This window comes from Ruminococcus sp. (genome assembly GCF_019417665.1).
Lineage (GTDB): Bacteria > Bacillota > Clostridia > Oscillospirales > Ruminococcaceae > Ruminococcus_C.
Genome location: NZ_DXUU01000039.1, coordinates 13,014 through 29,166, shown reverse-complemented (window position 1 = coordinate 29,166; position 16,153 = coordinate 13,014). Strand labels below are relative to the sequence as shown.

Annotated in this window: 3 protein-coding genes; 2 read left to right on the top strand and 1 reads right to left on the bottom strand. The window is 48.0% G+C overall.

Annotation, left to right across the window (positions count from 1 at the left end; all coding sequences use genetic code 11):
• Nucleotides 1-363 precede the first annotated feature (363 nt).
• Nucleotides 364-11,076 carry a SpaA isopeptide-forming pilin-related protein gene (locus QZ375_RS10310; RefSeq protein ID WP_295218714.1) on the bottom strand — a complete coding sequence of 3,571 codons (10,713 nt, stop codon included), beginning with the start codon at nucleotides 11,074-11,076 and terminating at the stop codon, nucleotides 364-366.
• A gap of 484 nt (nucleotides 11,077-11,560) precedes the next feature.
• Between QZ375_RS10310 and QZ375_RS10305 the strand changes: the two genes are divergently transcribed.
• Together QZ375_RS10305 and QZ375_RS10300 are read left to right on the top strand one after the other, a co-directional pair.
• On the top strand, nucleotides 11,561-13,972 hold the full coding sequence (locus QZ375_RS10305) for a glycogen/starch/alpha-glucan phosphorylase (RefSeq protein WP_295218712.1): 2,412 nt from the start codon (nucleotides 11,561-11,563) through the stop codon (nucleotides 13,970-13,972).
• A 257-nt stretch (nucleotides 13,973-14,229) separates the two neighbouring features.
• Complete coding sequence (locus QZ375_RS10300) at nucleotides 14,230-16,122, top strand: glycoside hydrolase family 13 protein (protein WP_295218710.1); 1,893 nt, start codon at nucleotides 14,230-14,232, stop codon at nucleotides 16,120-16,122.
• Nucleotides 16,123-16,153 lie beyond the last annotated feature (31 nt).

Sequence of the window (16,153 nt, the reverse complement as noted above, 5' to 3'; positions counted from 1 at the left end):
TTGTTTTGCTGCGACACTGTTGAAGGTCGTTTTTATGGTTTTTAGAGGTGACCTTTATAAACTATAAAAGATGTTATAAATACAATAAAAATAATACACCCAACCCTAAGCCATTTCTTTGTTTTCATCGCTAGTTCCTCCATAACTATGCCTCTATTTGCAAGAGCATTATTTTCTTTAGTATACCATTTCCCATACAAAAAAGCAAACAAAATGATAATCCGGAACATCCCCCACTTGCCATTTCCGAAAAAATCTTTCCCGTCCCGGAAGTGCGCATACAACAAAAACCGCATACAGCAGGTTTTCCCCTGCCGTATGCGGTTTTTTCAGTTTCACGTCAACTTACGTTAACGTTAGTTCTTACTTTTTCTTTCGCTTGCTTGCCATCATAAGGGCTGCTGCCAGTGCCACGCCAGTGGGGATCAGAATTGCCGGGAACATGTCATCTGTCTTTGGTGAAGACGAAATGCTCTTGCTGCTCGATCCTGTGCTGGTTTTCTTGGATGTCGTCGTGGTCTGGGTGCCGTTTGTGCCGGAAACTGCCGTATTTGTATCGGAATCTGTACCCTCCTGGGTCGATTCAGAAGAAACCGGCTGGGTAGCGGTTGGCGTGTGCTCACCGTTCCCCTCTGTGGAATTTCTCGGCGTGGTGGTAGTTGCTGTAGTCGTCGTTGTAGTCGTTGTTGTCGTGGTAGTTGCGGAAGTAGTAAGTGTGCCAGGACCGGTGTATTCATCTACCATGATAACCACATTGTCCGTTCCCTGTGCAATGCTGAGGAGTACAGGTGCACCGGATTCATCCAGTGCCAGGCTGCCGTCCTCGTTCAGCTGATAGGTCAGAATACTTACAGTACCGTCGGCTTCCAGCTGGAAGTAGATCGGAGCTGCAATGGCGAAATCTGTCGGTGCCAGCGTTTCTGTCAGGCAGTAGGGTACGCCCACCTGTGCATTTGCAATTACGTGAGAAATTCCTTCCTCAGAAATCCATGCATCAATGAGATCGCCGCTGAGGTCAGCAACAGTCAAAGAAGCACCAGCAATTTCATTGCCTACCATATCACACTTGCGGATAACCACGCCTGTGACAGTGGTCGTCACGGTTGTATCAGCAGTGGATTCAGAGGTCGTCTGTGTCGATACCGTGGTATTTGTTGTGGTATCTGTTTTCGATGTTGTTCCTGCCGATGCTGTGGTAGCTGCCGAAGAAGCAGTAGCCGTGGAGGGAGTAGTCGCTGCGGAGGAAACAGTGGTCTTGTCAGTGATCGTTGTGGATGTCGTTGCTGCTGTGCTGGTTTCTGTGGAAACTGCAGTCGTCTCGCTAACAGATGTCGAAGCGGTTGTACCGGAGCTTTCTGTCTCAGAAACAGCAGTGCTTTCTGTTGTTGTCGTCATTGTTGTTGTTGTGCTGCCAGTGGTAGTATTGGTTGGACCTGCAGAACTTGCTGTGCTCGTTGTGTTTGTACTGCCCCCTGTGGATGCAGCAGACGAGCCGGAAGCCGTAGTAACGATTGTACTTGCTGTAGTAGCGCTTTCAGTCTGTTCCGTGTCGGATGTGGAAGAAGCTTCAGAAGATACTGTGGTGGTTTCGGTGTTGGTTTCTGTATTTGTAGAAGTATCTGTCACTTCTGTTGTTTCCGTTGTCACAGGTTTCAGTGCGTCAAACATACGGATCACGCCGTCTGTATATTCGCTCTTGCTGTCCTTGTCAATGATGACATTTTTCACAAAGCCATCCTCCACCTCAAAGGTGATTTTTGTGGCGAGTTCATAGCTATCATTCGGTGCAAGAGTTTCCTCCAGAGTATAAGCGCCATCGGGGATCTTCTCCAGGATCAGAGCTTCTGCGCCGGATGTCCAGGTGATGACCTTTCCTTCCTTTTTGATCGTGCCATTTTTGGGAGTTACATTGTCCAGTGTGCCGTCACCAGTATAGGTGAGCTTCATAGATGCGCCGGGGAGTTCAGCAACAGTGTTGCCCTTTTCGCCGACCTTAGAGATGGAGACTGTAGAAGGTGCGTCCTCCATTGTAACAACATTTCCTGTTTTCAGAAGTCCGTTTGTTTCAGTAACATTTCCAGAATTGTCTACAGTAAACGTCATTGTTTCAACCTTACGGGTATATCCATCCGGTGCTGTGATTTCCTGTAATTCATATGTGCCTGCTGGAAGCATACCTAGAACTACACTTCCCTTTTCATTGGAAGAAGTCCATGAAATGGAACTCTCGGTAATGTCGATGCCATCCTTTGTACCATTTGCATAAGAAGCATTCACCTGGCTCAAATTCACATCAGCCGGTGCGATCAGTTTCAGAACTGCACCGCCCAATTCAGCAGAACCAGCCACAGCATATTTTGTGATAGACACAGTACCCTTTTCCAGATCCAGCATAACGATCTTATTGGCATTCAGTTCCTCTTCCGTTGATGCACTATTCTTTACATCAGAAATCGTGCCATCCGGATTCAAGGTAAACGTAATTGTTTCTGCCTTTTGATATCCGTTGGGTTCTCTGTATTCTGTCAGCGTATAAGTACCTGCCGGGAGTTTTTCGATGATAGTTTCATATTCAGAAACAGATTCGAAAGAGATCTTATCCTTGGATGCACTCCATTTCTTTGCATCTGTGCCATTCTGTGTTGCGCTTACCTGAGACAAGTCGTTTTCCTGTCCGGTGACATTTGCAATTTCCAGAATTGCACCAGCCAATTCTTTCACGGTGTTATTTACAATTGCTGTTTTACTAATCGTGAGACTAGTCGCTTTGTCCTTTACTGTAAGGGTCTGTCCGTCAACTGTAACAGCATCAGTGGACACAGCCACAAGTTTTCCATTCGTGATACTGAATGTAAAGGTTGTGATAACAGCATATCCGCTGGGTGCACTGGTTTCTTCCAGAATGTACTTGCCATCCGGCAAATTTGTCAGTTCAAGAGCTGTTTCTCCAGATGTCCAAGTAGCAAGTTTCGGATTGGTCTCATCCACCTTAAATTCTGTACCGCCACTTGTCGCTACATTTTCCAGTGTGTCTTCTCCTTCATAGGTCAGCTTCATCTGCGCACCTGGCAGTTCCTTTGAGCCGTCCGCAATATCCTGCTTAGAGATAACAACACTTTCCGCTGCTGCCACAGCATCGCAGACCTGAATGGTGCTTGCATCCTCGGTGCTGTTGTAATAATAATAGCCTGTGTCTGCATCTGCGGTTTCATGGGTATCCTGTGTACCAGTGGTGTTTGTGATCACGCCATTTTCCACCGTGAAAGTCATGGTGGTATTCAGAACAGAGTAGGTGACATCATGATATTCAAATGTGCTTCCAGTTTCCTCCAGCTGATAAGTGCCGTCCGGGAGTCCCGTCAGCACCATTTCGGTTTCGCCAGAAGTCCACTGGATGGTATTTGCTGTTTTTTCTGCGCCGTCAATAGAAGCGTCAACCTTTGTCAAATCAACGGTTTCTTCGCCGGTATAAGTCAGTCTGAGCGATGCGCCGGCGATTTCCGTCTCACCTGTGATCTCCTTTTTAGAGATAGAGATCACTGACTTGTCGTCTTCCATAATGACATGGGTCTCGTCCGTCTCATCCAGCTTTAAGCCAGCGCCAACAGTTGTCACCTTGCCATTTTCATCAACTGTGAATGTCAGTTCTTCGGTCTTTGCATCGGTCAGTGTATAGCCGTCCGGTGCTTGTGTTTCTGTCAGTGTGTACGTGCCTGCCGGAAGACCCGTCAGGTTGATGCTGCCCTTTTCTGCATCAGATGTCCATGTGATGAAAGTTTTTTTCTGTTCGCCAAATGTCACAGCCGACTTGTCGGTATATGTTCCTGTCACACCTGTCAGATCAATCGTTTCATCCAAAGCAGTCAGGGTCAGAATCGCCCCATCCAGTTCCTCTGTGCCATTGACAGCATATTTACTGATGGTAATGGTCTTCTTTTCGCTGTCCATCATGACGATCTTGTTGCCGTCATTGTCTGCGTCTGCGCCTGTTACCAGGTAAGAATCGTTTACATCCGCAGAAACCACGCCATTTGTAATGGTAAAGTTCAGCTCTGTGGTAATATCATAGCCGTCCGGTGCGATGACCTCCGTCATGGTGTAAGAGCCATTCGGAAGACCGGTGATCTTCGTGGGATTCACACCGTCAGACCAGAATGTCAGGCTGCTGCCGTCCAGCATATATTCTGTGTAATCGGCAGTTTCGCTGAACTGTGTCACCTTTTTGAACTCGGTGTCACCTCTGGTCAGAGAGATCAGATTTTCTATCAGAACATTCGATGCATCATTGGCTGTGATCTGGATCTTTGCTCCAGCAAGCTCCTTTGTTCCAGTCATATCTGTCTTGCTGACATTGACAATAGAACGGTTATATACAGTGAATTTTGTTGCGGAAACGTTGTAATTCAAAGCGTCAGACTCGACTGCACCATCTGTCGTGTCGAAAAACTTTCCATCGTCCACTTTGAAAGTGATGGAAACAGGTGCATAGCCTGCTCCTGCATCTTCTGTCAGAGTATATGTGCCCTTTGCCAGAATCAGAGTCTTGCTTTTTTCTCCAACTGCATTCTGCGCATCCCATTCAATGATGCCATCTGCACCGCTGGTTCCACTTAATGTATATGTTTCTCTGTCCTCGCCCCAGACTATTGAGCTGTCCTCTGCAATCAAACTGCTCAAGGCATCCTTTGTCTTTTCATCCGGTGTCAATGTGAACACTGCGCCTTCCAGGGGGCTGCCGTTGGCATCCAGCTTTTCAAAAGTGAGCTTCGGAGTATTAGCGTGCGTATTTACGACTTGTACAGCTCCGGGAATGCCGGCTTCCAGAAGTGTCTGATTGCCGCCGGGATAGCTGACAACATAAGTCTGGCCATCTACCTGAATCGTTGTACCGTCACCGCATCTCGTAGTGCCATCCATTTCGAACACATAATACGGGGTATCCGTATCCAGATCTGTGAATTCACAGACAGCGGTATTGCTTTCTCCCATTTTGATGGTCTTTGTATCGCCCACCGGTACATATTCTCCGTATGCATTCATGGTGAACAGACCGAAGGTGAACTCAGCATTTTCATAAGAAGAATCGGATATAACAGTTTTTGTGACGATGATCTTATTTTGTTCTTCGTCCGTTTGGTTATTTGTGATGATCACATTCTTGTTTGTGGATTCGATAACTTCACCAGCACTGTTTGTTTCTGTAAATTGGATGGGTGTTGTGCCGCCGCCGTCATATACTACGATGAATGGAACATCTGTTTTCTTTGTATCCGCATCGAAGTATACTTCACCCTTTGTCAGGACTTCGCCTGCTTTTACAGGTTTTCCGTCCTCATCCAGTTCGAATACATAATATGTGGTATCCTTCTCCAGATTGTCAAAGGTCACTTCACTGCCGGAGGTCACCTTTTGTGTCTCAATCGGGTCACCAGAGCCTTCGGCATTGTCAAACAAGCCTACTATAAAGGTTGGGTTTGTTTTGATCTCATCTGAGATCAGTACCTTGCTGACGGTGATGCTGCGGGTTACCAATTCCGTGTTGGTGATGGAGCATGTGTCTCCTGCCTGAACAGCTGCCGGAGCTGTTGACGTGTAGTTGATACCAGAATCGGAGGTGTAGTTTTCGAAATCGGTATCTGCAATGACGCCATTCGCATTGGTTTCCAGCACGTAAAAATCAACGCCATTCGGAACATTTTCAAACGTCAGCTTCTGCTCTCCAGCCTCTGTGAATGTCAGCGACTGCACCGGAACATCCTCATAGCGGATGTAGTTGTTATTTGTATCCTTGGTGAAGAGTGCGAAATAGAAGGTATCGCCGGTGATCTTATCGCCATCGCCAGCCAGAGTCTTGTTGACTGTGATAGAGCCGGTGTTCTTCTTGTTGTCAACACCAACATTTACTGTGCTATTCGCTGGTGTATTTGTCGGAATTTGATTGTCAGTATAAGTCACTGTATACGGAGAAGCAACTTGACTCAGTGCATTGCCCTTTGCATCCGTTTCCAACAAGTAAATATTATCTGCATTCGTCATCCCATCATCAAGCATCTGCTGCTTCATCGAAGCCAGATCAATTGCCTGCATGGTAACCGTATCTGTAAGCTTATCGCTAGTCAATATCAAAGAAACAACATCACTAATACGCTTTGTTCCTGCTTCATCACCAAACAATGCGAAATAGAATGTACCTGCACTATCGCTAGTCTTATTGATATTGATGTCAATCTTCGTATCCGGTGTCTCCACCCAGACGCCGACTTTTGCCGGTTCAGCAACCATAACGGTATCGCCAAGGACGTCAGTATTCTGGTATGCATAAGCAAAACTGTTCCATGCGATATTTTCCTCGCCGGTGTTTGCCACATAGCTGGGGACAGTTGCGGTAAATGTCACAACAACCTCATCAGCGGGTTCGATCACAACGTTCGAATCAATCTGAATCCGGAAGTTCACTGCATCTGCCGCACTTGCATTCCAGCTCATGACATCATTCTGTCCAAGCCAATCCTTCGAGAATTCATCCAGAACGGAGGCCTTATCTGTGGAGTATGATTTCGTATAGCCTACGTCCGTACCATTCACTGTCACGGAGGTGATCTCACCCATGGTCACACCAAAGGCAGAGTTCCGGGCATAGCCAGAAACCAGACCGAGATCTCCCACATAGGGCAGACGGTCAATGATGGTCATATTCTCCAGATCCAGGGGCGAATTGTTCTTCACGTGGAGTGTATAGGTTACCTTTTCGCCCTGCATACCCTGGACATAGTTGTGAGTGGGGTTGCGGCTTTCGCCGGTGTCGGTAATCGGGTCAGTATGGGGATCACCTGTGTGACCCTGATTGGTATAAGTAATAGTCTTCCAGGACTCGGTGGTCAGACCAACGATGTTATAGTTTGCATAGCTGTGGATGGTGTCGTCCTGCTTTTCGCCGGCAACGGTATCTTCCACTGTAAAGCCCTGCTGAATGGTGGCATATCCGGTGTTAGTGATAACGCCTTCCTTTTCTACATCTGCCACGGTAGCAAATTCAATGACAAGGCACTCATTCGGTGCAAGCTTGTATGTGTCGCCAGTGAAGTCCCAGGTATAGTTTTTGCCGTCTGCGGTCGGATCGATCCATGTGATTGATCTACCGCCGTCCTCAGGCAGACCTGTTTTTGGATTCACTGTGGTAATGCGGATCGACTTCGGATAGCCGGTCTCATCGGAATAGCTATAGCTGGACGGAAGTGTATCAGTAACGCTGTAGTTTATCAGATCAGCGATATCTTTTGAAGAACCGTTTCCGTTGTAAACGACTGTGCGCCAGATCAGCGTATCTCCGGCAGTGATATAGCCGTTTTCTACGGGCTGAAGCAGCGTTTCGTCATACTCTGTTCCCGGGAAGGACTGATAAGCAAGCTTTGCAAAGCCCGGGGCTGGGAGAACATTTTTAAACGTTATCGATGCAGATGCGTTTGGTTCTTTTGTTTTAATAATTTCATCATTCTTTGTGACAATAACGTTTGTTACTGTGTTTGTTAGTATATCCTTGTCCTTTGCGCTAAGTTTGTTCAGATCATCTTTTTTCGAAGCAGTAAGCGCTGCTTGATATTTAACATAGATATTTGTATTACTAAAGCTGCTAGGACACGTAAATGTAATCTCTAGTTCATTCCCATTTTGCACCACATTGATGTTATCAGGATATGAGCTGCTGTATCCATCCGTCAATGTAACTGAACCATCTACATACACCATACCATCTGGCAGTACATCAGTCACTTTAAATGTCGCACCGCCGTAGTTTGATTTATTTGGGTCATCATTGTTCGGGCTAAATGAAATTGTATAATTGAAAGCGTCCGGGATGCCCTCATTTACTGAAACAGATTCAGTATCAACAGACTTCTCTGTGAGGAAAGATGCGCTCCGTGGGTTATAGGTAAGATCCTGTCCGTACCATGTTTTAGGTGTATCCCAATTGCCATATGATTCGATTCCCTCACCTATAGCAACATAGTTAAAATAGCCTGTCATTCCGCTATATTCAGCACCCAATGTATCATCTGCTATTTTTTGAACGCCTTCTTTAAGTGTGTTGCTTAAAGATAAGTTGGTACCCTCACCTGCATATACTGTGTATTCCAGAACAACATATCCGCCGGGCTTCAGATTAACATCTTTCAACACGTAGGATGCATTTGCATAGCCGCCTCCTTCACACTTAATAACCTCATCACCAACTGCATAGTTTTCGTCTGCGCCACTCAGTTCCATGATGGACATTTTTATGTGGTCAGCACCATACTGCCCACCCTCAAGCCAAGCTAATTCCTCGCCGCGATCGTAAACATAGAGGTTTTTAATCGTATTATCCGTGCTGTTATTTTCAAACCTCACACGATACGTAATCTCTTCCTTTTTGGCAAATTCTGCATCTTCCCCAGCAACTGCCCACTTGGTCACCTTATAATCCGCAGTGACATCCTTCGGAATTTCCAGTGTTGTGCTGCTGCCTGTCTGATCATCGAAACGGAACGACGCCGTATTGGTAAACGATGCCCCATCGCTCCGGGTTGCCTTGGCGGTAACTGTGATCACTGCCTTACCGCCCGCCGGAATGCTGCTGATTGTTGCACCGCTGCCAGCCAAATCAGCATATGCCACAATGATGGCTTCTTCTTTGCCGTCCGCATCCACAATCTTCGCAGAAACCGTCGGGCTTGCCAGTGTGCCATCGCTGACCAGTTCAGCCAGACTATCATCCTTCACAGTAACATTGTCCGCTGCAATTGTACCATTGTTCGGCACTTCAATCGTGAACACCATATCTTCATTGCGTACATACGCAGCCGGGCTTGCAGTTTTGTAGATGCTCAGGCTTGCAGCATGTGCATACAAACCGCTGTCGCTATAGCTATTCCCGTCTACTGTGGCAGTATTGATAATCGTGCCCTTTGTGCCCTCCGCAATAGTACCAGTAATCTTGTACTGTACGGACTTGCCCACAGCCAGTGTGATTGTATCTGTCAGCTTACCATCGGCGAGCGAGAAATCTGCACCATCCTTGGTGCACGAAGCACCTGTAATGCCAGTGGGGATGGTATCTGAAACGCTGATTTCCTTTGCAGCCTGACCATCGTTCGATATGGTAATCAGGTAAACAACGGTATCCCCCGCACTATAATGACGGTCTTCCTGCGCTACGCCGTTCTTTTCAATATAGCTACTCTTACTTGTATTGATTTTTGCTTCTTTCTTTGTGAACGCATTACTAAAATAATCAGTTCCGTCTACTGTTACTTTGTTTGTGATCGAACTGATATTGTCCAAAGCACTTGCATCTGCAATTGTACCAGTCAACTCATATGTAATTATATCACCAACGCCTACTGTTACTGTATCTGTAAAGCCGTTATCCGTAACAGTCAAATTACTATTGCCCTTTGTAACTGCATCAAGCGTTACACCATTGGGTGCAGTATCTGAAACCTGAATTTCTTTTGCAACTTCACCGTCATTGCGAACCTTGATCGTCCACTTTACAGTTTCGCCGCCGCTGTAAGACGTAATGCTGGTGTCGCTTGCATTATCTGGATTTACAATATAACCGCTCTTGGTCGCACCGATTTTTGCTGCTCTTTTCTCAACAGTTACGCTTGCACTAGAACTGTTATAGGTTGCCTTATCCATTACGGTATTGGTATACTGCTTCGTGGTACTCCAGGCAAAATCACTTGCTGAAGGCGTAATTGTTGCCTGAATCGTTGCAGTGGCAGTGTCATTGCCATCTTCATAGCCGATATTATCAAATGTAATGGTTTTGTCTGCTGCGTTCCACGTTCCACCGGTTACGCTATTGATCGTCATAGCATCAGGGAAGCTTTCCGACAACACAAGACTGTCGGCCTTATTTCCAGTGTTAGTGACTTTAACTTCAAATGTAACAGAAATCGGCTCAGTTAAATTGGCTTCGTCTACTTTTATGTAATCGTCGCCTACAACTGTTTTTACAATTTCAAACTTTGCTTCTGGTGCAGGCGGTGCCGGCACGTCCAACGAAACAGAATTCCCGCCAATATCCGTCAGCGTATCCGTCCCATAGGGCTTCACCTTCACATTCAGGCTGTTCTCCACCTTACCGGCTTCTTTGCCGCTGAATGTCACCGTATCGCTGTTCAGCGGCAGCGCCACATTCAGGCTCACTGCGCTCATTTCGGCGTTCTTGTTCTTGCTTTCGATGTCAAAAGAAATGGATGCCGTTGTACCATTGGGGGTAACGGATAGCTTTTGTGCCGTATAGCCGGCATTCTGTGCCGCCGCCATAACAGCGCTTTTGATGCTTTCTTCTGCATTTGCTCCGAAAGTCATGTTCTCCAGGGAAATGGTGTCCTCAAAGTGCAGGGATTCTGCCCAGAGTGCGCCTGACTTCTTGTTTGCATTACTGGGACTTGCACTGAGGGTATAGTTCACCGTCGTTCCCTTTGCCAATTCTTCCGCCGTCAGGGACGTGCGGTTCTCCGACTTGGATGCACTCCATGACAGGGATGCCTTTGCTGCAATGGAATTGCTCACGCTTTTACCCGACGCAGTCTGCACCAGCTTTACACTGGCTGTCTCTCCGTTCGGGGTCTTGCCGTTCCGGAATCTCGCCTGGAGACGGATTCCCTTTGTATCGCCGTTTTTAATGTTGAATTCCACATAGCGTGTGTTCTCGTCCACCACATGCAGGGTGTAGCCATTGTACACAGCACCGTCTGTGAAACCGTTCCCGGCAAAGTTCGGGAGCTGTAGGTTCTTGTCCGTGATATATACACGGTAGGCGCCGCTCATACCCTCTTCCTGGTTGACGTTGTTTCCCGCAACCGTAATCATCAGGTAGAACAGCGAACCAGAATCCACCTGGTCAATGCTCTTGAAGCTGCTGTCCCGGAATTCCACGCTGGCGTTCGTCAGCACGATGGGATTGCTGCTCCCTTCTGCCGCTGATGCAAAAATGACGGACGGTATGCATGCGATCAATACCATTGCCGCCAGAAAAATGCTGATCAGCCTGGCACGAAATGTTCTTTCTTTTTTCGTGTTCATATTCTAATTCCCTCCGTTTTTTATCAATTTGAATACACTTTATCTATCCTGCAACCACAATTGCGGAACAGATGTTTTTCTCATTATACTAGATGGACACAAAAAAGTCAATATGTCATGTTTAAAATAGTTCATTCTTGTGCAATCGCAACAATTTGCTTAGATTTTTTGGTAATGAACGATAAATTATCGTCATTCTTAACAAATTATGTGTATTTCGTTTCAGCAGAACATCCAGCATTCAATCACATATGACGAAAGGGAATACCATTTTTTGAAATATTTGGTCAAAAAGGCTATTGCATTGCAGGGAAAAATCCGTTATAATAAGATAGAGATAGTATGGTGAATCGGCGTGCCGTGCTGTCCGGCGCAGACTTTCTGTCCCACGGGGACGGCATATGGCGGTTTGTGCAGCAAATCCCTGACGGAAGAACAGTCAGGCAGCGAAACATCTTTTTTTCGCCGTAGTGAGGAGGATACAATGGCAGTGAAACAAACAGGAAATCCCCAGAGAGAAGAATTGAAGCAGAAATTTGTAGACAAGCTCCAGCTGGAGTGCGGCGTTTCTCCGGACGAGGCATCCGATAAGCAGATCTATCAGGTGCTCTCTGCAATGATGGTGGAGAAACTGAAACTGAAGCGTCAGCGCTTTGTGAACAAGACCCATTCTGTGGGCGGAAAGAGCGTATATTATCTTTCCATGGAATTTCTCATGGGACGTTCTCTCAAGACAACTCTGTACAATCTGGAACTGGCAGACGATGTGAGAGCCATTTTGAAGGACTATCACATCAATCTGGACAATATTTTTGAATGCGAACCGGACGCAGGTCTCGGAAACGGCGGTCTGGGCCGTCTGGCAGCCTGCTATCTGGATGCCATGGCAACCCAGGAGATCCCGGCAAAGGGGCACTCCATCTGCTATGAGTATGGTATTTTCAAGCAGAAGCTGGAGGATGGCTGGCAGACCGAAGAACCGGACAACTGGCTCCCCGGCGGCAGCGTCTGGCTGGATCCGAAGCCGGACGAGGCGATCGAAGTCCACTTTGAGGGTAATGTTCAGGAATATTGGCAGGATTCTTACCACTATATTTCTCATGTGAACTATAACACCGTAATCGCAATGCCCTATGATATGTATGTATCTGGCTATGGCAGCTCCGGCGTTTCTACCCTGCGTCTCTGGAAGGCTCAGGCACCCAGCTTCGATATGCAGCAGTTCAACGAGGGTAACTATGAACAGGCACTCTCCCGGAACTCTATGGCAAATGCCATCTCCAAGGTGCTGTACCCCAATGATAACCACCTGGAAGGCAAATCCCTCCGTCTGCGCCAGCAGTATTTCCTGTGCGCAGCCGCTGTGGGCGATATCGTAAATCATCACATGAATGTGTATGGCACTCTGGAAAATCTCCACGAAAAGGTTGCCATCCACATCAACGATACACACCCCACTCTGGCAATTCCGGAACTGATGCGTGTCCTGCTGGATGACTGCGGTTATTCCTGGGAGCGTGCATGGCACATTGTGACAAACACCTTTGCCTACACCAACCACACCGTTATGGCTGAGGCTCTGGAAAAGTGGGATGTAAACCTGGTAAAGCAGATCGTACCGCGTATTTTCCAGATCATCGTGGAGATCAACAACCGCTACTGCGCAGGTCTTATGGAGCGCAACGGCAACGACAGTGCAAAGACCACCCGCATGTCCATCATCAAGGACAACCAGATCCACATGGCTACTCTGTGTGTCATGGCCTCTCACAGCGTCAACGGTGTTTCTAAGCTGCACTCGGAGATCATCAAGGAGAGCGTATTCCACGAAGAATATCTGGATACCCCCAACAAGTTCAAGAATGTCACAAACGGTATTGCATACCGCCGCTGGCTGTATCAGTCCAATCCGGGTCTGACCCAGCTGCTCCGTGACAAGATCGGTGGCGGCTTCTTGAAGGACGGCAGCGAGCTGCGGAAACTGGACGTTTTTGCAGAGGATAAGGCTGTTCTGGAACAGCTCCGCAAGATCAAGAAAGAAAACAAAGAGCGTTTTGCAAAGTATGTCAAGAAGCAGAGCGGCATTATTCTGAACACTGACAGCATCTTCGATGCGCAGGTAAAGCGTCTGCACGAATACAAGCGTCAGCATCTGAATGTCATGAATATTCTGGCACAGTACAATACCCTGCTGGAAAATCCGGACATGGACTTCACGCCTAAGACCTATATCTTTGCGGCAAAGGCTGCACCGGGCTATTATCTGGCAAAGCAGATCATCAAGATGATCTGGGCGCTGTCCGAAGAGATCCGCAAGAACCCGCGCATTTCTGAAAAGCTGTCTGTTTACTTCCTGGAGGATTATCGTGTGACAATGTCCGAACTGCTCATGCCGGCATGTGACATTTCCGAACAGATCTCTCTGGCAGGTACAGAGGCATCCGGTACCGGCAACATGAAGCTCATGCTCAACGGTGCTGTAACACTGGGTACTCTGGACGGTGCAAACATTGAGATCGGCGACGCAGTAGGCTCGGAAAATATCCTCATCTTCGGCATGAAGACCGAGGAAGTCAACGCCCTCAAGGCACGCGGCTATCGTCCGGAAGAGTACTACAACAACAATCCCATCATCAAGAGCTGTATCGACCGTATGTATGCCGGCATCAACGGCTGCAAGTTCAACGAAGTCGCAGATTCCCTGCGCACTGTTGACCCGTATATGGTTCTGGCAGACTTCGACAGCTATTGTCAGGTTCAGGCGCACAGTTCTGAACTGTACACTGACGAGGACGCATGGACGAAGATGTCTCTCCACAACATCGCCAGCGCAGGCATCTTCTCCGCTGACCGTGCTGTCAACGAATATGCCAAGGATATCTGGGGCATGAGATAAGCGCATATCACTGGTTACCACGCAGATCAATTTCTCTTGTTTCATTTCATGAGATCGTACCAATGTAGGGGTGAACTGTGTTCGCCCGTTGGACAATTTCAGGAAATTTGCGGGTGAACACAGTTCACCCCTACAAGTTCAAGGACAACAATGTGCCATAAATTTGATTTGGATGAGTATATACCATAATGCATAAAAAGACGGAGCGGGCAGTAGTTGCTCTGCTCCGTTTTCTATCAGAAGGGAGTTTTTTCAGCATGTCATATTTCTACAACAGCTGGGATGCCGATTATAAATCCCCGTTCGGGGCGATCCGCCGCAGTCAGGGCTGCCAGTTCACCATCCGTCTGCCGGAAGAAACACCGCTGGATTTTTCGCCGGTACTAGTGGTTTTCCGCACAGGCTTCAAGGAACGGTTCCTGCCTATGAATGTGAAAGAGCGTGAAAACGGCTATGTCCTCTATACCACCACGCTCATTCCAAAATATGCCGGGGTGCACTATTATTATTTCTCCTACACCAGCAACGGCGTACGCCATTATATCAAACGCGGTGATGCCTGTCACGGCACGCTGGATCAAGGAGAAATGTTCCAGCTCACCGTATTCGGCGAGGACTATCAGACACCGCAGTTCCTCAAGGGCGGCGTGATGTACCAGATCTTCCCCGACCGCTTTTGCAGCAGCGGCAAGCAGCACGAGAATGTACCCTCTGACCGTGTGATGCGCAATTGGGGCGAGCTGCCGTATTACAAGCCCGATCAGAACGGTCATGTGTGGAACAACGACTATTTCGGCGGCGACCTGGAGGGTATCCGCAGCAAGCTGGACTATCTGGCAGATCTGGGCGTCACCTGCATCTACCTGAATCCGATCTTTGAATCACACGAAAACCACCGCTACAATACCGCAAATTACCGGAATCTGGATCCACTCCTGGGTACTAACGAGGATTTCCGGAAGCTGTGCGAAGATGCCAAAAAGCACGGTATTTCTGTGATTCTGGATGGTGTATTCTCTCACACAGGTGCAAACAGCATTTATTTCAACAAGTTCGGACGCTATGACAACCTGGGCGCCTATCAGTCGGAACAAAGCCCCTATTACTCCTGGTATCACTTCTGGGGCAACAAGGAATACGAGTCCTGGTGGGGGATCGACACCCTGCCCAATGTGGACGAAAACAACCCGGATTATACCAAATACATCTGTGGTGACGGCGGTGTGCTGGACTACTGGATGGAACTGGGAGCTGCCGGCTATCGTCTGGATGTGGCGGATGAGCTGCCGGATGAGTTCCTGGACAATCTGCGCACCTGCGTGAAAAAATACGACGAAGAAAAGATCGTCATCGGTGAGGTCTGGGAGGATGCTTCTAACAAGGAGGCATACGGCGTCAAGCGGCGCTATCTCCTGGGCGACCAGCTGGACAGCGTCATGAACTATCCCTTCCGGGAAGCGATCATTGCCTACATGAAGGGCGAAGCGGCCACCACCTTCCGTGACCGTATCATGGTCATTCTGGAGAACTATCCGAAATGCACCGTGGATGTGCTCATGAATTTCGTCTCCACTCATGACATTGAGCGTGCCATCAACCGCTTCGGCGGTCAGCCCTGCGATGACAAGAGCAAGGACTGGATGGCTGGAAACGAGCTGTCCCCGGAGGAGTACAATCGGGGCAAGACATTGCTCAAGGGAGCTATGGTACTGCAATTCTTCCTGCCGGGTGTGCCCAGCATCTATTATGGCGACGAGGCAGGACTCCAGGGCTGGAAAGATCCTTTTAACCGCCGGTGTTATCCCTGGGGCAATGAGGATACGGAGCTGCTGGAATACACCAGACAGCTGGCGCATATCCGCCGGGGAAACGCTGTATTTGCAGAGGGTGCAATGGAATTCCTGGTGTTGGAAGATAACATCGTGGGCTTTTCCAGATATGATACGGAGACCGGAAACAGCGCCATTGTCCTGTTAAACCGCAGCGGCGATACAGGCATGGTTTCTCTCCGTGACAAGTGCTTCTGCAAGTACGCATTCAGCACTGTTATCAGTGGCATCTGCGACGGCGACGCCATCATTCTTCCGGCAAACAGCTATGCTGTCATCAGCGCTGTCCGCACTGCTGTTCCTGCGGCTGAGGAAGAATAAAACTGAGCGACTTTGAAAGCATTTCACAAAT